This is a genomic window from Pseudomonas pisciculturae (assembly GCF_015461805.1).
GTDB lineage: Bacteria > Pseudomonadota > Gammaproteobacteria > Pseudomonadales > Pseudomonadaceae > Aquipseudomonas > Aquipseudomonas pisciculturae.
Genome location: NZ_JACVZE010000003.1, coordinates 164,530 through 184,573 on the forward strand (window position 1 = coordinate 164,530; position 20,044 = coordinate 184,573).

At 60.6% G+C, this 20,044-nt stretch carries 14 protein-coding genes, 2 tRNA genes and 1 pseudogene; 4 read left to right on the forward strand and 13 right to left on the reverse strand.

The genetic code is table 11. The annotated features are described in order from the left end of the window. Positions 1-262: 262 nt before the first annotated feature. A complete protein-coding gene (gene rlmB, locus ICY20_RS09810) occupies positions 263-1,018 on the reverse strand; it encodes a 23S rRNA (guanosine(2251)-2'-O)-methyltransferase RlmB (protein WP_159959999.1) in 756 nt (251 codons plus the stop codon). Then, the gene (gene rnr / locus ICY20_RS09815; RefSeq protein WP_194937374.1) at positions 1,015-3,651 is read right to left on the reverse strand and encodes a ribonuclease R; all 2,637 of its coding nucleotides are present in this window, start codon (positions 3,649-3,651) and stop codon (positions 1,015-1,017) included. The genes rlmB and rnr overlap by 4 nt, the downstream gene beginning before the upstream one ends. Positions 3,652-3,876: 225 nt before the next feature. Between rnr and ICY20_RS09820 the strand changes: the two genes are divergently transcribed. From ICY20_RS09820 to ICY20_RS09835, 4 genes are all read left to right on the forward strand, one after another. Next, positions 3,877-3,963: transfer RNA gene (locus tag ICY20_RS09820), tRNA-Leu, on the forward strand. 153 nt (positions 3,964-4,116) lie between these two features. After that, a tRNA-Leu gene (locus tag ICY20_RS09825) sits at positions 4,117-4,203 on the forward strand. A 145-nt stretch (positions 4,204-4,348) separates the two neighbouring features. Further along, positions 4,349-5,374: an extracellular solute-binding protein gene (locus ICY20_RS09830; protein WP_194937375.1), complete on the forward strand. Its 1,026-nt coding sequence runs from the start codon at positions 4,349-4,351 to the stop codon at positions 5,372-5,374. Next, a complete protein-coding gene (locus ICY20_RS09835) occupies positions 5,374-6,939 on the forward strand; it encodes an ABC transporter permease (RefSeq protein ID WP_159959993.1) in 1,566 nt (521 codons plus the stop codon). The genes ICY20_RS09830 and ICY20_RS09835 overlap by 1 nt, the downstream gene beginning before the upstream one ends. A gap of 91 nt (positions 6,940-7,030) precedes the next feature. Here ICY20_RS09835 and ICY20_RS28390 read toward each other — a convergent pair whose 3' ends face one another. From ICY20_RS28390 to ICY20_RS09885, 11 genes and pseudogenes are all read right to left on the reverse strand, one after another. Next, positions 7,031-7,915 carry a methyl-accepting chemotaxis protein gene (locus ICY20_RS28390; protein WP_371923013.1) on the reverse strand — a complete coding sequence of 295 codons (885 nt, stop codon included), beginning with the start codon at positions 7,913-7,915 and terminating at the stop codon, positions 7,031-7,033. Positions 7,916-7,936: 21 nt separating this feature from the next. Continuing rightward, positions 7,937-8,992: pseudogene (locus ICY20_RS28395) on the reverse strand (methyl-accepting chemotaxis protein); the annotation flags it as partial. Between the two features lie 112 nt (positions 8,993-9,104). After that, positions 9,105-10,394, reverse strand: a complete 1,290-nt coding sequence (locus ICY20_RS09845) for an adenylosuccinate synthase (RefSeq protein WP_159959989.1) — start codon at positions 10,392-10,394, stop codon at positions 9,105-9,107. 54 nt (positions 10,395-10,448) lie between these two features. Then, on the reverse strand, positions 10,449-11,636 hold the full coding sequence (locus tag ICY20_RS09850; protein ID WP_135308131.1) for an ATP phosphoribosyltransferase regulatory subunit: 1,188 nt from the start codon (positions 11,634-11,636) through the stop codon (positions 10,449-10,451). 293 nt (positions 11,637-11,929) lie between these two features. Then, positions 11,930-12,796: a protease modulator HflC gene (gene hflC / locus ICY20_RS09855; protein ID WP_159959987.1), complete on the reverse strand. Its 867-nt coding sequence runs from the start codon at positions 12,794-12,796 to the stop codon at positions 11,930-11,932. Further along, complete coding sequence (gene hflK / locus ICY20_RS09860) at positions 12,796-13,971, reverse strand: FtsH protease activity modulator HflK (RefSeq protein ID WP_159959985.1); 1,176 nt, start codon at positions 13,969-13,971, stop codon at positions 12,796-12,798. Before hflK ends, hflC begins: the two co-directional genes overlap by 1 nt. 96 nt (positions 13,972-14,067) lie before the next feature. Then, positions 14,068-15,369 carry a ribosome rescue GTPase HflX gene (gene hflX / locus ICY20_RS09865; protein WP_159959983.1) on the reverse strand — a complete coding sequence of 434 codons (1,302 nt, stop codon included), beginning with the start codon at positions 15,367-15,369 and terminating at the stop codon, positions 14,068-14,070. A 12-nt stretch (positions 15,370-15,381) separates the two neighbouring features. Next, entirely contained in the window at positions 15,382-15,642 is a 261-nt protein-coding gene (gene hfq, locus ICY20_RS09870; RefSeq protein WP_071482778.1) for an RNA chaperone Hfq, read from the reverse strand. Positions 15,643-15,737: 95 nt separating this feature from the next. Then, a complete protein-coding gene (gene miaA, locus ICY20_RS09875; RefSeq protein ID WP_194937377.1) occupies positions 15,738-16,709 on the reverse strand; it encodes a tRNA (adenosine(37)-N6)-dimethylallyltransferase MiaA in 972 nt (323 codons plus the stop codon). After that, positions 16,709-18,622 (reverse strand): DNA mismatch repair endonuclease MutL, encoded by a 1,914-nt coding sequence (mutL, locus tag ICY20_RS09880; RefSeq protein WP_159959970.1) that lies wholly within the window; start codon positions 18,620-18,622, stop codon positions 16,709-16,711. Before mutL ends, miaA begins: the two co-directional genes overlap by 1 nt. Further along, complete coding sequence (locus tag ICY20_RS09885) at positions 18,622-20,043, reverse strand: N-acetylmuramoyl-L-alanine amidase (RefSeq protein WP_159959968.1); 1,422 nt, start codon at positions 20,041-20,043, stop codon at positions 18,622-18,624. Before ICY20_RS09885 ends, mutL begins: the two co-directional genes overlap by 1 nt. Between the last annotated feature and the right edge of the window lies 1 nt (position 20,044).

Consider the following 20,044-nt stretch of genomic DNA (forward strand, 5'->3'; position numbering starts at 1 on the left):
CAGACAAGGAGTGAATGACACTTATGGATCTTGCCGAAGGGGGACACCTCGGTGCCCGCCAGGAAGGCAAGGGGCGCAATTGTAGAGAAGGGGGAGGATGCGTGCAAGGTGATTGGTGATTATTTGAACAATCTTCCAAACACCAAAAGCAACTGTGGGAGCTGGTTTGCCTGCGATGCAGACACCTCGGTGTTTCAGTAACACTGAGGTGTCTGCATCGCAGGCAAGCCAGCTCCCACATTCGGAACTGCGCCAGACTTGATTACTTCTTGCCCTTGGCCTTTGCACCGCGCTGACGCTGGGCTTCAAACAGGCACACACCCGTCGCAACCGACACGTTCAAGCTGCTGACGCTACCAGCCATCGGCAAATGCACCAGGTAATCGCAATGCTCACGGGTTAGGCGACGCATGCCCTTGCCTTCGGCACCCATGATCAGGATGGTCGGGCCGGTGAGGTCCTGGTCATAAATGCTGACCTCAGCCTCCCCTGCCGTACCCACAACCCATAGGCCGCGCTGCTGGAGTTTCTCCAGGGTGCGCGCCAGGTTGGTCACGGCCACCAGCGGAATCACTTCCGCCGCGCCGCAGGCCACTTTACGCACAACCGGCGTCAGGGTGGCCGACTTGTCTTTGGGCACGATCACCGCCAATGCACCGGCAGCATCCGCCGAACGCAGGCAGGCGCCGAGGTTGTGCGGGTCGGTCACGCCGTCCAGCACCAGCAGCAGCGGAGCGCCTTCGGTGCGATCGAGCAACTCGTCGAGCATCGCTTCGCCCCAGACTTGGCTCGGGCTTACGTCGGCGACCACACCTTGGTGAACGCCTTCTACCCACACGTCCATTTCACGACGTTCCGCCTGGCCGATAGCGACTTTGTTTTGGGTCGCCAGCTCAACCAACGCTTGTACGCGCGGCTCGCTACGACCTTCTGCCAACCACACTTGCTTGACGCGTTTCGGGTGGTGGCGCAGCAGTGCTTCCACGGCGTGCACACCGTAGATTTTTTCCAGACTCATGACTTGGCCTTAGGTTTGCGCGACCCGCCGCTTTTGGCTGGGGCCGAACCCGCTTTTGGCGGGCCTTTACGGTGTTTACTTGGCTTGCTCGACGGATTTTCCGCCCCGCGGGACTTTCCCCCAGACGCCGCTTTACCACCGCTTTTGGCTTCGTTGAGCAATTGTTGCTTCAACTCTCGGCTCTTGCGCAGCTCGGCATTTTTCGCCGCAGCGTCGCTTGGGCGGTAGGCTTCTGGGGCCTTTTCTTTCGTGGACGAGCGACGACCAGCCTTGGCGGCCGGCTCAGGTTCAGCCGCTTTCGCAGGGGCACCTTTGCCTTTGCTCGCCGGTGCGGTTGGCGTGCTGCCACGATTTTTTTTGCGGCTACCCGGCGATTCGGCTGGTTTATCAGACATACCGAAGTCGATCTTGCGCTCGTCGAGGTCGACGCGCATGACCTGCACTTCCACGGTGTCGCCCAAGCGGAAGCTGCGACCAGTGCGCTCGCCCGCCAGGCGGTGATGCACAGGGTCGAAGTGGTAGTAGTCACCCGGCAAGGCGGTGACATGCACCAAGCCTTCGACGTAGATGTCGGTCAATTCAACGAACAGACCAAAACCGGTCACCGCGGTGATCACACCCGGGAAGGTCTCGCCTACGCGGTCCTTCATGAATTCGCACTTGAGCCAGTTCACTACGTCGCGGGTGGCTTCGTCGGCGCGGCGCTCGCTCATAGAGCACTGCTCGCCCAACTGTTCCAGGGCCGCTTCGTCGTACGGATAGATCCGTGCCTTAGGAATGGTCATGGCACCGGCGCGCTTGACGTGCGGGGTGTTCTGCTTGGAATGGATCACGCTGCGGATGGCGCGGTGCGTGAGCAGGTCCGGGTAACGACGAATCGGCGAGGTGAAGTGAGTGTACGCCTCGTAATTCAGGCCGAAGTGGCCCTGGTTATCGGCGCTGTACACCGCCTGGCTCAGGGAGCGCAGCATAACGGTCTGGATCACGTGGTAATCCGGACGGTCCTTGATGCTGGCCAGCAATGCCTGATAATCCTTCGGCGTCGGGCCGTCCTTGCCTTTGTGCAGGGACAGGCCTAGCTCGCCGAGGAAGGCGCGCAGTTTTTCCAGGCGCTCTGGCGGCGGGCCGTCATGCACCCGGTACAACGCAGGAATTTCGTGCTTCTTCAGGAATTCAGCCGTGGCCACGTTGGCCGCCAGCATGCACTCCTCGATCAGCTTGTGAGCATCGTTACGCGTGGTCGGGGTGATTGCGGCGATCTTGCGCTCGGAACCGAAGACAATTCGGGTTTCCTGGGTTTCAAAATCGATCGCGCCACGGGTGTGACGGGCGCCCAGCAACACCTTGTACAGCGAATAAAGCTGCTTGAGGTGCGGTACCACGCCAGCGTATTCGGTACGCAGGGCCTTGGCTTCGCTGGTCTTCGGTGCTTCCAGGATGGTGCTGACCTTGTTGTAGGTCAGGCGCGCCTGGGAGTGGATCACCGCTTCGTAGAACTGATAGTCGGTCATTTCGCCGGTTTTCGAGATGGTCATCTCGCACACCATGGCCAAACGGTCGACTTTCGGGTTCAGGGAGCACAGGCCGTTCGACAACTGCTCAGGCAGCATCGGGATCACGCGCTCAGGGAAATACACCGAGTTACCGCGCACCTGGGCTTCGTTGTCCAGGGCCGAACCGATTTTCACGTAGCTGGACACGTCGGCAATCGCGACGAACAACTTCCAGCCGCCGGAGAACAGGCGCAGCTTGCCTGGCTTGGCTTCACAGTAAACCGCATCGTCGAAGTCGCGGGCGTCTTCGCCGTCGATGGTGACGAACGGCAGGTGACGCAGGTCGATGCGTTTTTCTTTGTCTTTTTCTTCCACTTCAGGCTTGAGCTTGCTGGCTTCTTTGAGCACAGCCTCAGGCCAGACGTGAGGGATATCGTAGGTGCGCAGCGCAACGTCGATTTCCATGCCCGGCGCCATGTAGTTGCCGACCACTTCAACGATATCGCCCTGTGGCTGGAACCGTGCGGTTGGCCAGTGGGTGATTTTCACCTCGACGAACTGACCGACTTTTGCAGCGCCATTACGGCCCGGGGTGATCAGCACTTCCTGCTGGACCTTCGGGTTATCCGGCACAACAAAGCCGATACCGCCTTCTTCGAAGTAACGGCCTACGATGGACTCGTGGGCACGGGAGACCACTTCGACGATCACACCTTCGCGGCGACCACGACGATCGAGGCCAGACACGCGCGCCAAGGCACGGTCGCCATCGAACACCAGGCGCATTTGCGCCGGGCTCATGAACAGGTCATCGCTGCCGTCGTCCGGAATCAGGAAGCCGAAGCCATCACGGTGACCGGCGATGCGGCCCAGGATCAGGTCAAGCTTGTCCACAGGCGCGTAAGTGCCACGACGGGTGTAGATCAGTTGAGCGTCGCGCTCCATGGCACGCAAACGGCGGCGCAGGGCTTCGAGCTGGTCTTCGGTGGTCAGACCGAACTCTTCAACCAACTGCTCGCGGCTAGCAGGCGAACCCCGATCGGCGAGATGCGCCAGGATCAGTTCGCGGCTAGGAATAGGGTTTTCATATTTTTCCGCTTCACGAGCGGCCTCGGGATCGAGGGACTGCCAATCGGCCATTAGAGAGTTTTCACCTTGTCTATATGCGGGTTAGTTTGGCATACGCGTATTGAAACGGGAAATTTCAGACGCCAACAAGCCTTTAAAAGCCCTTCGCCGCCCCCTGACAGGCACCTTGCACGACCACTGGCGAAATATTCCAGGCTTTTTTCGTGGCGGGGGTTTACAGCTCAATATCCCCTCCGTATAGTGCGCGCCATCGACGACGGCAACGTTGTTGATGTTGCCCAGGTGGTGAAATTGGTAGACACGCCAGCTTCAGGTGCTGGTGATCGCAAGGTCGTGGAAGTTCGAGTCTTCTCCTGGGCACCAAATTCAGATCAAACCCGCGAAAGCGGGTTTTTTCGTTTCAGACCTTTGATTTCTAACGCAATTCTTGATTTATTTTTTTGAATCAGGGGTTTACAGATCAAAAAGGCCTCCGTATAGTTCGCTCCATCAACAGCGGCAACGTTGCTTGATAATGCCCAGGTGGTGAAATTGGTAGACACGCCAGCTTCAGGTGCTGGTGATCGCAAGGTCGTGGAAGTTCGAGTCTTCTCCTGGGCACCAAATTCAGATCAAACCCGCGAAAGCGGGTTTTTTCGTTTCCGGGGTTTGAAAACTCGACCCGCAATTCGCCCCTTTCGCCGCACTTGAGAAGTTTTATCGTTTATCCTTGCAATGATTTGTTGCACTCAAGCGAGGAAACCTCCGGATGATCATCCGCGATACCCGTCTCAAGACATCCCTTCTGCGTGGCCTGACCCTCACTCTGCTCGGCCTGACCCTGCTCTCGCCCACCGCCTATTCTGCCGACAAGGTCTCCCTGACCCTGTACAACGGCCAACACAAAGAAGTCGGCGATGAACTCGCCAAGGCCTTCGAAGCCAAGACCGGCATCCACGTCAACGTGCGCAAAGGCAGCAGCAACCAGCTTGCCAGCCAAGTGGTGGAAGAAGGCGACCGCTCCCCTGCCGACGTGATCTACACCGAAGAATCGCCGCCGCTGAACAAACTCGGTGAGCAAGGCATGCTGGCCAAGATCGACGCCAGCACCCTCGACGTACTGCCCAAGGATTATGTCGGCGCCAACGGCGACTGGATGGGCGTGACCGCGCGCACTCGCGTGGTGGCGTTCAACCCAAAACTGATCGCTGAAAAAGACCTGCCCAAATCGGTACTGGATTTCGCCGGCCCTGAGTGGCAGGGCAAAGTCGGCTTTGTTCCCACCAGTGGCGCCTTCCAGGAACAAGCCGTTGCGATCATCAAGCTGCACGGCCGCGAAGCTGCCGAAGAATGGCTGACCGGCCTGCGCGCCTTCGGCAAGGTGTACAGCAACAACATGGTTGCCCTCAAAGCCGTCGAGAATGGCGAAGTGGCCACCGTACTGGTGAACAACTACTACTGGTTCGCCCTGAAGAAAGAAAAGACCAACCTGGACTCCCAACTGCATTACTTCACCGATGGTGATGCTGGCGGCCTGATCACGGTGTCCTCTGCTGCCGCGCTCAAATCCAGCAAGCACCCCAAGGAAGCCCAGCAGCTGCTGGCGTTCATGGCCAGCGAAGAAGGCCAGCGTGTGATCACCAACACCTCGGCGGAATACCCGCTGCGCGAAGGCATGGAGTCCAACCGTGGCCTTAAGCCGTTCAGCGAGCTGCAGCCGCCGAAAGTTACCCCGGCCGACCTTGGCAACGCCGAAGAAGCCCTGGACCTGGAACGTGACGTTGGCCTGAACTGATGAACCCATCGCTTCCCGCCCCCGCCTTGCGCGAGGGTTTTAGCCCCCGACGCAAACGCCCATCGATCTGGCTGCTGTTGCCCGTGCTGTTCCTGGTGGGCCTAAGCCTGTTGCCGCTGGCGTATGTCGGCACCAAAGCATGGCAGGCCGGCTGGCAGGAAGCGGTGCATCTGTTGTGGCGGCCCTATGTATTCGGTTTGCTGCGCAACACCCTCGCGCTGATGGTCGGCGTGACCGTAGCGTGCGGCGTGGTCGGCCTGTCGCTGGCCTGGCTGCTGGAGCGCAGCAATCTGCCGGGGCGACGCATATGGGGCGTGATCCTGTGCCTGCCGTTTGCGGTGCCGGCGTTTGTCAGCAGCTTTACCTGGGTTTCGCTGAGTGCCAATTTCGAAGGGCTCGGCGGCGCAATCCTGGTGATGAGCCTATCTAAATACCCGTTGGTGTTTTTGCCGGTAGCGGCGACGCTGCGCAATCTTGACCCGTCCCTTGAAGAGTCGGCCCGCACACTGGGCCTGAATCGTTGGGGTGTGTTCTTTCGCATCACGCTGCCGCTGCTATGGCCGTCGCTGCTGGCGGGGGCGCTGCTGATTGCGCTGCATATGCTGGTGGAATTCGGCGCGCTGTCGATCATCGGCCTGCAGACTTTTACTACAGCAATCTACCAACAGTTCGAATTGGAGTTCAGCAACGCCAATGCCGCGATGCTCTCGGCGGTATTGTTGGTGATGTGTCTGACCCTGCTGTGGCTGGAACTGCGCGTGCGCGGTAAAGGCCGGCACGTACGCATCGGCCAGGGCGCGGCGCGGCATGCGGAGCAGGTTCGATTGGGCAAGTGGGCGCCGCTTGGCCAGGTGTATTGCCTGGCATTGGCAATCATCGGCAGCGGGATTCCGCTGGGGATGCTCGGTTATTGGCTGGCGGTGGGGTCGTCGGCCGCATTCCCGGTGGCCGAGATCAGCGAGGCTCTGCTGTCCTCCCTGGCGCTGTCCTTGGGCGGCGCGGCGCTTTGCCTAGTGCTGGCGGTGCCGGTGGGGTTACTGGTGGTGCGCTATAAAGGCCAACTGGCGATCTGGGCCGAGCGCCTGCCATACCTGCTGCACGCCCTGCCCGGTTTGGTGATTGCGCTGACGCTGGTGTATTTCGCGTTGCATTACGTGCCGGCACTGTATCAGACCTGCGCACTGTTGCTGATTGCCTATGCGCTGTTGTTTTTGCCATTGGCACAGGCACCGATTCGCACGGCGCTGAACAAGGCTGCACCGCAGTTGGAAGAAGCTGCACGCACGCTGGGCGCATCATCGTTCAGTGCGTTTTGCCGGGTGACGTTGCCGATTATCTTCCCGGCATTGGGGGCGGCTTTTGCGCTGGTGTTTTTGGATGCCATGAAGGAATTGACGGCGACACTGCTGCTCAGCCCGACCGGGTTGAATACCTTGGCGACGGCGGTGTGGGCGCATACCTCGAATGTAGAGTTTGCGGCGGCGGCGCCTTATGCGGCGTTGTTGATTTTGGTGTCGGGGTTGCCGGTGTATTTGCTGACGACTCGGATGTATCTGAGCCGCTGAGACCGCCATCGCAGGCAAGCCAGCTCCCACATTGGAATGCATTCCACATGTGGGAGCTGGCTTGCCTGCGATGAGGCCTGACCAGACAACCTCAGGCCCGAAACTGCCCCAGGCTGGCCTTCAACTGCGCCGCCAACCCATCCAGCACCTTGCCACTGGCAGTCGTCTCCACCACCGCCTGCGCCGCACGCTCAGCCTGGGCATGGATCACCTCGACCCGCCCGCGCACCGCATGCGCGCCCTGCGCCTGATGCTCCGCCGCACGCGTGGCCAAGCCAATCGCCGCATGCACCTGCTCCACCGACGCCTGCACCGTCTGCTGCAAGCGCACGCTGTCACGCAGCACCAGCAAACCTTCGTTGGCCTGGCGGCCAGCCTTGCCGATGGTTTCTACTGCTTCACGCGCACCCTGCTGCAACGCCACGATGTGCGCCTGGATATCACCAGTGGAGCTTTGGGTCTTGCTGGCCAGGGCACGCACTTCGTCCGCCACCACCGCAAAGCCGCGCCCGGTCTCGCCGGCACGCGCAGCTTCGATGGCCGCGTTGAGGGCCAACAGGTTGGTCTGTTCAGCGATGCCGTGAATCACCGTCAGCACCACCTCAATCTGCTCGCTTTGCTGGGCCAGGCGCTCGATCACTTTGGAGCCGGCCTGTACTTGCCCTGCCAACGCTTCGATCAAGCCACCGACTTCCGCCGAGGTACGCGAGTTTTCATCCGTGGCCTGGCGAATATCCACCACCTGCTGCAACGCCGCCTGCATGGCATGGCTTTCGGCCTGGGCCTCGTCGGCCATCTGCGACAGGGCGCGCAAGCTCTCGGCCACTTCATCACGCTGCAAGCCGGCCGCTGCATCAGCACCGGCGTTGCGCAGCGTCATCGCGCCAATTTCCACGCCCGTACGCTGGGCCACATCACCGGCCTCACGCACGATGGGTTGCAACTTATCCACAAAGCGATTGACCGCCGAGGCCATGTCGCCGATTTCGTCTTTGCTGCTGATTTGCACGCGCTTGGTGAGGTCGCCCTCGCCCGCCGCCAGATCGTCCATGGCGGAAATCAGCAGCTTCAGGCGATTGACTACACGACGTCCCAACACGATAGCGATCAGCAGCAACACGCCGAGCCCGACGAGGGCGAGGCCCATACCGATGCGCCAGCGCAGCGTGCCGGCAGCTTCCTGTACGGCGCTGGTGGTGTTGGCGGTCATTTGGGTCGCGGTGGCTTGCGCCGATTGCAGGCGAGCGCCCATGGCGGTCGCGCTGTCGGCTGCGGCGCCTTTGAGGCTGTCGCCGACCAGCTGATCACCACTGGCGATCAGGGCCGCGAAACGTTTGTCCAGCGCTTGCAGGTCGGCTTCTACCGAAGCGGTGGAGACCCCCATGAGGACTTTGCCGATTTCCACGCCATTAGGGCTGATGGAAGCCTCGACGTAGTACACCGACGGATCGCTCTTGGCTGCATTCAACACTTTATCCAACGCGCGGTCGCCCTGGCCTTTTTCCAAAAGCGCCTTGTTGATGGGGTTTTCCCGGTTGAGGTAGCGAGTCAGATGCTCGCCCGCCGCATCGTCGTAGACCACAAACAGCACATTGGGATTGCGCTGGGCACGCCGCGCGAATTCCGACAGGGTCGGCACATCGCTGTCCCACATGGCACGCGGCGCCACCGAGGCCAGCAGTTGCGCCATGTCATTGGCAGAATCCTTCAGGTCTTTTTCGAGGGTCGCACGCAGTTGCTTCTGCTCTTCCTGCAAGCGAGTGGAAAGCCCGGCGGTCAGCCGCTGGCGAGTGCTTGTCGACAACCTATCGAGACTGGAGGTGACTTCCTTGCCGGCTTGCGCCAGCTCACCCGACAATTTCTGGCTGTCGATACCCAGGCGATTGCCCAACTCCGCTTCCAATGCACCGACGGTGCTCCGCGTCAGGGCGACAGCCACCAGCACTTGCACCAAAAGAGCGATACCTAGGGTAACGAACACCGGCCGCAACAAACGGCTTTGTAACAATGAGAGAACGGCAGACATCGGGAATCCCTCGACCACGGGTGCCATTAATTTGATAGCACCGCGAAAGAAAGAACCGAAGCAAGGGTCGTGCCGCTGGGCAGACAGAAACGACAAAGGGCTCCCGAAGGAGCCCTTTGCTTTTTACATCAACCGCTTATTACGCGAACGGGTGACGCAGAACGATGGTCTCGTTGCGGTCAGGGCCCGTCGAAATAATGTCGATTGGCGCGCCGATCAGTGCTTCTACACGTTTGATGTAGGCACGGGCGTTAGCTGGCAGCTCTTCCAGGGTCTTGGCGCCCACGGTCGATTCGGTCCAGCCCGGCACTTCTTCGTACACTGGCTGCAGGCCGACGTAGCTGTCAGCGTCGGTCGGAGCAACATCATTACCGTTGGCGTCTTTGTAGCCGACGCAGATATTGATGGTTTCCAGACCGTCGAGTACGTCCAGCTTGGTCAGGCAGATGCCCGAGATGCTGTTCACATCGATAGCGCGACGCAGGATAACGGCGTCGAACCAGCCACAACGACGAGCGCGGCCAGTGGTGGCGCCGAACTCATGGCCTTGTTTGGCCAGGTGAGCACCGACTTCGTCGAACAGCTCAGTCGGGAACGGGCCGGAACCTACGCGGGTGGTGTAAGCCTTGGTGATGCCCAGGATGTAGTCCAGGAACATCGGGCCAACGCCGGAACCGGTCGCAACGCCGCCAGCAGTGGTGTTGGAGCTGGTCACGTACGGGTAGGTACCGTGGTCGATGTCCAGCAGGGAGCCTTGGGCGCCTTCGAACATGATGTCTTTGCCAGCGCGACGCAGGTCGTGCAGCTCAGCAGTCACGTCGAGCATCAGCGGCTTGAGCAGCTCAGCGTATTCCTTGCACTCGGCCAGAGTCTTTTCAAACTCGATGGCTGGCTCTTTGTAGTAACCCACCAGCATGAAGTTGTGGTAATCCACCAGTTCACGCAGTTTGTCTTCAAAGCGCGGCATGTTGAGCAGGTCGCCCACACGCAGGCCACGACGTGCAACCTTGTCTTCGTACGCAGGGCCGATGCCGCGACCGGTAGTACCGATCTTCAGCTCGCCACGGGCCTTTTCACGGGCCTGGTCCAGCGCAACGTGGAAGGACAGGATCAGCGGGCAGGACGGGCTGATACGCAGACGCTCACGCACTGGTACGCCTTTCTCTTCCAGCTTGATGATCTCGCGCAGCAGGGCGTCAGGTGCAACCACCACGCCGTTGCCGATCAGGCACTGCACGCCTTCGCGCAGCACGCCCGACGGGATCAGGTGCAAGACGGTTTTTTCGCCGTCGATCACCAGGGTGTGGCCAGCGTTGTGGCCACCTTGGTAACGCACTACGGCGGCAGCATGTTCGGTCAGCAGATCAACGATCTTGCCTTTGCCCTCATCACCCCACTGGGTGCCCAGGACTACGACATTCTTACCCATAACACTTGTCCTCATTCGCGCAAACTTGGTGCCGGCGATGGCCGGCAGGAAAACTCAAGAAGCCAGTGGCGATACTTGCCAAAGCCCGTTCTGCAGAATCAATTGCTGGTCGCAGTCCGCTTCACGGGCGGCGGCCAATGGCTGCCCAGGCAAAGCCTGGACGACACGCTGACCCTCACTGCGCAACTGGCAAACCTGCTGCCAGAGTGCTGCGTCCGTACTGTCGGGCATCCAGATGCCACCAGACGGCAGCTCGACCTCAGCACGCCCCAGGGTCACCAGGGTTTTCAAATCGGTAGAGAAGCCAGTCGCTGGACGGGCGCGACCGAAGTCAGCGCCGATGTCGTCATAACGACCGCCTTGGGCGATGGCTTGGCCAACACCCGGTACAAACACCGCGAACACCACACCGGTGTGGTAGTGGTAACCGCGCAATTCACCCAGGTCGAAATACAGCGGCAACTCCGGGAACCGCGCCGACAACTGCTCGGCAATCGCCAGTACGTCGTCCAATGCAGCCAATACCGGGGCAGGCGCATTCGCCAAGCGCTCACGCGCAGCCACCAGCACTTCACGGCCGCCGCACAGGTTAACCAGCGCACGCAGCATACCGGCCAGATCCGCAGGCACGCCTTCGGTCAGGGCGATCACTTCATCGATGGCCTTGCGTTGCAGGGCATCGAACAACTGTTGCTCTACTTCACCGGACAAACCAGCCGCACGGGCCAGGCCACGGTAGATACCCACGTGGCCCAGGTCCATGTGGACATCAGGTACGTCAGCCAGTTGCAGCATGGCCAGCATCAAGCTGATCACTTCAACGTCGCTGCTCGGGCTGGCATCACCGTACAACTCGGCGCCCAACTGGATCGGGCTGCGCGAAGACGACAACGCACGCGGCTGCGCATGCAGCACACTGCCGGCGTAGCACAGGCGGCTCGGACCTTCGCGACGCAGGGTGTGCGCATCAATTCGCGCCACTTGCGGCGTGATGTCAGCACGGAAACCCATTTGCCGGCCCGATTGCGGGTCGATGACCTTGAAGGTGCGCAGATCCAGGTCCTGGCCCGCGCCGGTCAGCAGGGATTCCAGGTACTCGATATGGGGGGTCACGACAAACTCGTAACCCCAGCTCTGGAACAGATCCAACACCTGGCGACGCGCTACTTCAATGCGCGCAGCTTCTGGTGGCAGTACTTCTTCGATGCCATCTGGCAGCAGCCAGCGGTCTACCGTTGCCATTACGCCATTCCCCTTTGATCCGGGCGGCCAGCCCTCGGCCGAGCCTTGAGTGAAGCAGAAAATGCCCGCCCCTTGCATAAACCACGCGCAAGAGCGACGTGACGAACGACCTGAAACCGGCCTCGTCGGGCACTTTCCTCGAAAAACCTGTCACGCCTGCCGAATCAAACATGCAGACGCAAAAAAGCCGGGAATTTCCCGGCTGCCGCATCATACACCCGTTTTCTGAAAGGATCACCCCGCCAGGCGTTTTAGCCGCCCGACGGAGTGTGGCCTATACAGTGACGAGCTGATTACTTGGCTTTTTCCAGGTAGCGGAAGAAGTCGCTACTTGGGTCCAGCACCATGACGTCGGTTTTGTTCGCGAAGCTTTCACGGTAGGCGCGCAGGCTACGGTAGAACGCGTAGAACTCCTGGTCCTGGCCGTAGGCCTTGGAATAGATCGATGCCGCTTGAGCATCGCCATCACCTCGGGCCTCTTCAGACTCGCGATAGGCTTCGGCCAGCAGTACACGGCGCTGACGGTCGGCATCCGCACGGATACCTTCAGCCAACTCGTTACCCTTGGCGCGGTGCTCACGCGCTTCACGCTCACGCTCGGTGCTCATACGCTCGAACACGCTGCGGTTCACTTCCTTGGGCAGGTCAATGGCCTTGACCCGAACATCGATCACTTCGATGCCCAGCTCTTTTTCAGCCATTGCGTTCAGCGAACGCGTGATGTCAGCCATCAGCGCATCACGCTCACCGGAAACCACCTCGTGCAGGGTGCGCTTACCAAACTGGTCACGCAGGCCCGATTCCAGACGACGCGACAAGCGCTCGTCAGCAATCTGCTTGAGGCCGGAAGTCGCGGTGTAGAAGCGCTCGGCATCCTTGACGCGCCACTTGGCGTAGGCGTCAACCATCACGGCTTTCTTTTCCAGGGTCAGGAAGCGCTGCGTCGGTGCATCCAGGGTCATCAAGCGCGCGTCGAACTTGCGCACCTGGTTGACGTAGGGGACCTTCACATGCAAACCAGGCTGGACGTCCGCCTGCACCACACGACCGAATTGCAGCAACACCGCACGCTCGGTCTGAGCCACGATGTAGAAGCAGTTCCAGGCAGCGATGACCACGACGACACCCACAATCAGGGCTGTCAGCGATTTATTGCTCATCAACGACTCTCCCTGGTACGTGTTTGCTGTTGCAGCAAGTCAGCGGCCGCACGGGCACTCGCTTCGTTGGCAGCGGCATTCGAACTGGTGGACGGCGCAGTATTACCGCTACGGCCCCCTTCGATCATCTTGTCCAGCGGCAGGTACAGCAGGTTGTTCTGCCCACCCTTGCTGCCGGTCACGAGAACCTTGCTGGTGTTGCTGAAGACTTCCTGCATGGTGTCCAGGTACAGACGCTCACGCGTAACCTCTGGAGCCTTGCGGTATTCAGCGACCAGCTTGGTAAAGCGGTCCGCCTCACCCTTGGCGCGGGAGACCACTTCGTCACGGTAACCGTTGGCATCTTCGATGATGCGCTGGGCCTGACCACGGGCTTCCGGCACCACGCCGTTGGCGTAGGTTTCAGCCTGGTTACGCGAACGCTGCTCGTCTTCACGGGCGCGGATCACGTCGTCGAAGGCTTCCTGCACTTCACGCGGTGCTGCTGCGCTCTGTACGTTCACCTGGGTCACGGTGATACCGGTGCGGTAGGTATCGAGGAACCGTTGCAGGCGCTCCTTGATTTCGCTGGCCATCAGTTCACGACCTTCGGTCAGCACCTGGTCCATCGCGGTAGAACCAACGACGTGGCGCAGCGCACTTTCAGTAGCGTGTTGCAGGCTGATTTCCGGCTGGTCAACGTTCAGCACGAAGTCCTGCAGGTTGCTGATCTTGTACTGCACGGTCAGCGGCACTTCGACGATGTTCTCGTCTTCGGTCAGCATCTGGCCCTGCTTGGTGTAGGCACGCTCACGCGTGACGTTTTCCATGTACTTCTTGTCGATCGGCGGGAAGTAGATATTCAGGCCTGGGCCGACAGTCTCGTAGTACTTGCCGAAGCGCAGCACCACGGCTTGCTCCTGCTCGTCCACCACGTAGACAGCGCTGTACAGCCACACGGAAGCGAGCACGACAAGACCCAGGCCCAGCAGGCCATAGCCGCCGCCCTTGCTTGTGCGACCGCCGTCGTCACCACCACGTTTTTTACCACCACCGAACAACCCATTCAGGCTTTCCTGCAGCTTTCGGAAGGCCTCGTCGAGATCTGGTGGCCCCTTGCGGTCGCCATTATTGCGGCGTTTACCACCCCAAGGATCCTGATTATTCGAGTTGCCACCCGGCTCATTCCAAGCCATAGCGCTCTCCATCTGATAAAGCAAAGACGCACCCACGGCGCGCCGACCAATGCTACAGAATGCCTGCTACGGCGGCACAACCGCTTTCGGAGGCTTTTATTGCAAAGTGTGTTGTTCGATGAACTCTGTCGGTACTACGCCTTCGCGGCTGACCAGCCGATTGAGCTCCGAGCGCGGTAATCGAACGGCCAGCAAGCTGACCCCTTCTTCGTCGTGTTCTTCTTTCTGTACCGCACCCAGTTCGAAAAACTGTGCACGCAGTCGAGCAAAACGCTGAGGCAAGCGCAAGGTGCCGACAAACAAATCGCCGCCGAGTAATTCGGAGATGGCTTGTTCGAGCAGCTCCAGGCCACTGCCATCACGCGCTGACAGCCACACCCGCTGGGGCTTGCCGTTCTCATCGCGTTGGATTTGTGGCTCAACGCCTTCAAGCAAATCGAGTTTGTTATAGACCTCAAGGATCGGCAAGTCCTGGGCACCAATCTCGCCCAATACCAGCATCACCTGTTCAATCTGCAACATGCGATCCGGTTCAGCCGCATCGATCACGTGCAACAGCAGGTCGGAATTGCTCGACTCTTCGAGCGTAGACCGAAATGCCTCGACCAGCTTGTGGGGCAAGTGGCGGATGAAGCCCACAGTGTCAGCCAGGACAATCGGCCCCAGGTCAGCCAGGTCCAGGCGACGCAAGGTTGGATCAAGGGTGGCGAACAATTGGTCGGCCGCGTACACGTCGGATTGGGTCACGTTGTTGAACAGCGTGGACTTGCCGGCGTTGGTATAGCCCACCAGGGACACGGTAGGGATATCCGCGCGGGAACGGCCACGGCGCGATTGCTCGCGTTGGCTGCGTACTTTTTCGAGGCGACCCTTGATCTGGCGCAGGCGCACCCGCAGCAGACGCCGGTCGGTTTCGAGCTGGGTTTCACCCGGGCCGCGCATACCGATACCGCCACCTTGACGCTCAAGGTGAGTCCAGCCGCGAACCAGCCGGGTGCTCATGTGGTCAAGCTGGGCCAGTTCGACCTGGAGCTTGCCTTCATGGGTACGGGCGCGCTGGGCAAAAATATCGAGGATCAGGCCGGTACGGTCGATCACGCGACACTCGAAGACACGTTCGAGGTTACGTTCCTGACTGGGCGTAAGGACATGATTGAAGATCACCAGATCGGCTTCTTCGGCGTGGACCAGGTCGCGAAGTTCCTCGACCTTGCCGCTGCCGATCAGGAATTTGGCGGTTGGCCGATGACGCGGCACGTTAAAAAACGCAACGGTCTCGGCGCCGGCCGAATTTGCCAACTCCTGAAACTCCTGCGGATCTTCGCGCGCCTCAGGGTCCTGTCCATCCAAGTGAACGAGAATGACCCGCTCACCACCACCGTGGCGCTCAAAGAACAAAGGAGACTCCTATCAGGCGTTACCTGGCTCAGCGTCACCCACTTCGTCACCGGCTGCGCTAGGCAGACGAATCGGACGAACTGGAACCACTGTCGAGATAGCGTGCTTGTAAACCATCTGGCTGACGGTGTTTTTCAGCAGGATCACGAACTGGTCGAACGACTCGATCGTGCCTTGCAGCTTGATACCGTTGACCAGGTAGATGGAAACCCCCACTTTCTCTTTACGTAAAGTATTCAAGTAAGGGTCTTGTAGCGAATGCCCTTTTGACATGTGTCGCACTCCTTTAAGGATCAATAATAAAAAATCGGAAAAATAGATAGCTCATGGCCGTCACACCCCCAAGGATAGACGGCAATTGCAAGGACTCAGCTCAATATGGAGACCGATCCCAAGTATTTCAAGGCGCGTGACAGATTGTCGCTGTCCAGGCTGTCCAGCCAGTGCAAATCGCTCCAACTGCGCAGCCAGGTGAACTGGCGCTTCGCCAATTGGCGCGTGGCGATGATGCCGCGCTCCTGCATCTCAGCTGACGTCAGATTGCCATCCAGATGATCCCAGACTTGGCGATAGCCTACCGCACGTATCGAAGGCAACCCTGAATGCAGGTCACCTCTGGAACGCAGTGCTACGACCTCGTCCACGAACCCCTGTTCCAACATAATTGTGAATCTTTGTGCAATTCGGTCATGCAGCACCTGGCGATTTGCTGGAGCAATCGCCAGATTCGCCACAGTATAGGGCAATTGTGACCGACCAGATGCGCCTGCGTCGGCACTTTGCGCAGTTTGTTTCAGGCGATGTTCAGTCATGGTCTGGCCACTCACACGCCAGACTTCCAAAGCGCGGGTGAGGCGCTGAGGGTCATTGGGGTGAATCCGAGCGGCTGACACCGGGTCGACTGCGGCCAACTGATCATGCAGGGCTTGCCAGCCAAGGCGTGCAGCCTCTTCCTCTAGCTCGGCACGCACTTGAGCGTCGGCCGGCGGCATATCCGCCAGGCCTTCCTGCAACGCCTTGTAGTAGAGCATCGTGCCGCCCACCAGCAACGGAATATTGCCCCGCGCGGTGATCTCGGCCATGGCGGCCAGGGCATCGGTACGGAAATCCGCCGCCGAATAGCTCTCGGACGGGTCGATGATGTCGATCAGCTTATGCGGGTACTCGGCCAGCAGTTCTTTGGATGGCTTGGCGGTGCCGATGTCCATGCCTCGGTAAACCAGGGCTGAGTCGACACTGATCAGCTCGCACGGCAGCACCTTGGTCAGCTCGATGGCCAGGTCGGTCTTGCCGGCGGCCGTGGGACCCATCAGGAAGATCGCGGGGGGCAAGGCACTCATCAGCGGCCGCGCAAGAATAGTTTGTCCAGATCGTCCAGGCCCATTTGGGTCCAGGTCGGTCGGCCGTGGTTGCATTGGCCACTGCGCTCGGTGTTTTCCATGTCCCGCAGCAGGCCGTTCATTTCCGGCAGGGCCAGACGGCGGTTGGCGCGGATTGCACCGTGGCAGGCCATGGTGCCGAGCAGTTCGTTGATATGGGCCTGGACGCGGTCACTGGTGCCGTATTCCATCAGGTCGGCCAGCACATCGGCGACCAGGCGGTTGGCCTCAGCCTGCTTGAGCAGCGCGGGGATCTGGCGGATGGCCAGGGTTTCCGGGCCCAGGCGCTGCAATTCAAAGCCCAGGCTCTGGAAAACGCCGGCATGTTCTTCGGCGCAATCGGCTTCGCGCTGGCTGACCGCCAGGGATTCGGGCACCAGCAGCGGCTGGCCGCTGAGGCCTTCACTGGCCATGGCGATCTTGAGGCGCTCGTACATGATTCGCTCATGGGCGGCGTGCATGTCGACCAGCACCAGGCCGTGGGCGTTTTCGGCCAGGATATAGATGCCCTTGAGCTGCGCCAGCGCATAACCCAGCGGCGGAATGTCACCACCACCCTCCGGCAACGCCACTGCGCCAGGCTCGGCCCCTGGCAGCGGCGCGAAAAACTCGCGATAGGCCGCCTTGGCTTCGGCCACCGGCACCGCCGATTGCGGACGCGGTGTGTATTGATATTGATAACCCGCGCCCGCGCCAGAACCCGGCGCAGCAAAAGACGGCTGCGGCGGTGTCGATTGCAGCAGGTTGGCCGCCAGGCTCATTTCGCCCTGCGGGCCAAATTCACCGGCCTCCGGGCCACTTGGGCGCACCACCGCTGTCACGATTGGCGCAGACAACTGGTCATCCGGGCGCACATCGCCCAGGGCGCGGTGCAAGGTGCCGTAGAGGAAGTCATGCACCATGCGCCCATCTCGGAAGCGCACTTCATGCTTGGTCGGGTGCACGTTGACGTCGACCACCGACGGGTCGACCTCAAAGAACAGCACAAACGTGGGGTGGCGACCGTTGAACAGCACGTCGCGATACGCCTGGCGCACCGCATGGGCCACCAGCTTGTCGCGCACCGCGCGACCGTTCACAAAGAAGTACTGCAAGTCTGCCTGGCTGCGGGAGAAGGTCGGCAAACCCACCCAACCCCACAGGCGCAGGCCGTTGCGTTCGATTTCGATCGGCAGCGCCTGCTCCAGGAAGCCGCCACCGCAAATCGCCGACACCCGGCGCGCACGAGCCGCGTCATCATGGGCTTCGTGCAAGCTGAGGATGGTCTTGCCGTTATGGCGCAGGTGGAATGCCACATCGAAGCGGGCCAAGGCCAGGCGCTTGATGACTTCTTGCAGGTGATCGAATTCGGTTTTCTCGGCCTTGAGGAATTTACGCCGCGCCGGAGTGTTGAAGAACAGGTCGCGCACTTCTACGGAGGTGCCGACAGGGTGAGCGGCCGGCTGGACCCGAGGCGCCATGTCGCGGCCTTCGGTTTCTACCTGCCAGGCCTGCTCGGCACTACGGGTGCGCGAGGTCAGGGTCAGGCGGGCCACGGAGCTGATGGAGGCCAGGGCCTCACCGCGAAAGCCCAGGCTCATCACCCGTTCAAGGTCTTCCAAGTCGCGAATCTTGCTGGTGGCGTGACGGGCCAGGGCCAGCGGCAGGTCATCGGAGGAGATGCCGCTACCGTCGTCGCGCACCCGCAACAGCTTGACGCCACCCTGCTCCACATCCACGTCGATGCGCTTGGCCCCGGAGTCGATGCTGTTTTCCAGCAACTCCTTGATCACCGAGGCTGGGCGCTCAACTACTTCGCCTGCTGCAATCTGGTTGGCAAGACGCGGGCTGAGCAGCTCAATGCGCGAGCCGTTGTTCAATACGGATTCGCTCATTACTGTGCCGCCAATTCAGTGCCGGGGATGGTCAACACCTGGCCGACTTTAAGCTCATCGGTTTTCAGGTTGTTGGCGCTGCGCAAAGTAGCCGCCGACACCTGGAAACGCACTGCCAGCATGGCGAGCGTGTCGCCGGGCTGTACGCGATGGTCACGCGGGCCCTGGGCGATCTTGCCGGAGTCACGCAGCCAGGCGATGTAAGTGCCCGGCGGTGGATTTTGCTGGAAGAACTGGCGAACACCGGCGCTGATGGAGCGCGCCAGCGCCTGCTGGTGGCTGGCACTGGCCAGCTTGGAGGCTTCGTTGGCGTTGGAGATGAACCCGGTTTCCACCAGGATCGACGGGATATCCGGCGACTTCAACACCATGAACCCGGCCTGCTCCACGCGCTGTTTGTGCAGCGAGGTCACCCGGCCGATATTGCTCAAGACCTTCTGGCCAACGTTCAGGCTGGACGTCAACGACGCCGTCATCGACAGGTCAAGCAGTACGCCAGCGAGCATTTTGTCCTTGTCATCCAGAGACACGTTGCCAGCCCCGCCGATCAAGTCGGAACGGTTTTCGCTGTCTGCCAGCCAACGGGCGGTCTCCGACGTGGCGCCGCGATCCGACAAGGCAAACACCGAAGCACCAAAGGCCGCAGTGGAAGGCGCAGCGTCGGCGTGGATGGAAACGAACAGGTCAGCGCCTTTTTTGCGGGCGATTTCGGTACGGCCGCGCAACGGAATGAAGTAGTCGCCGGTACGCGTCAACTCGGCGCGGTAGCCTTTCATAGCGTTGATCTGGCGCTGCAACTCACGGGCAATCGCCAGCACCACGTCTTTTTCATGCTGGCCGCGCGAGCCGGACGCCCCCGGGTCTTCACCGCCGTGGCCGGCATCGATCACCACGATAATGTCACGCTTGCCCGCTGGGGCCGGTGGCAGAGGTGGCAACTTGACTTGCGGTTGCGCCGGGCTAACCGGCACAGCAGGCACCGTTGCGACGCTAGGTGGTGGCGCAGGCGGCGGGTTGGCATCGGCGGCGTTATCGAACAGGTCGACCACCAGCCGGTTGCCGTACTGGGCGTTCGGCGCCAGTACAAAGCTTTTTGGCGTCACGACCTTTTTCAGGTCGATGACCACGCGCAGGTCGGTCGGCGTACGCTGGGCCGAGCGCATTGCGGTGATCGGGGTATTGGCGGTGGACACGTTCAATGGCCCGCCCAGGGTCGCACCGTTGATATCAATCACCAGGCGATCAGGCGCCGTCAGGGTAAAGACGCTGTGCTGGACCGGGCCAGACAGGTCAAACACCAGTCGCGTGTTATCCGGCGCTCGCCACAGGCGCACACTCTTCACCTGTGAAGCAGCCAGAGCATTGACAGTCATTGCCGCAAGCAACACCCCTACGACAGCAACCAACGCGCGAAAGCGCATA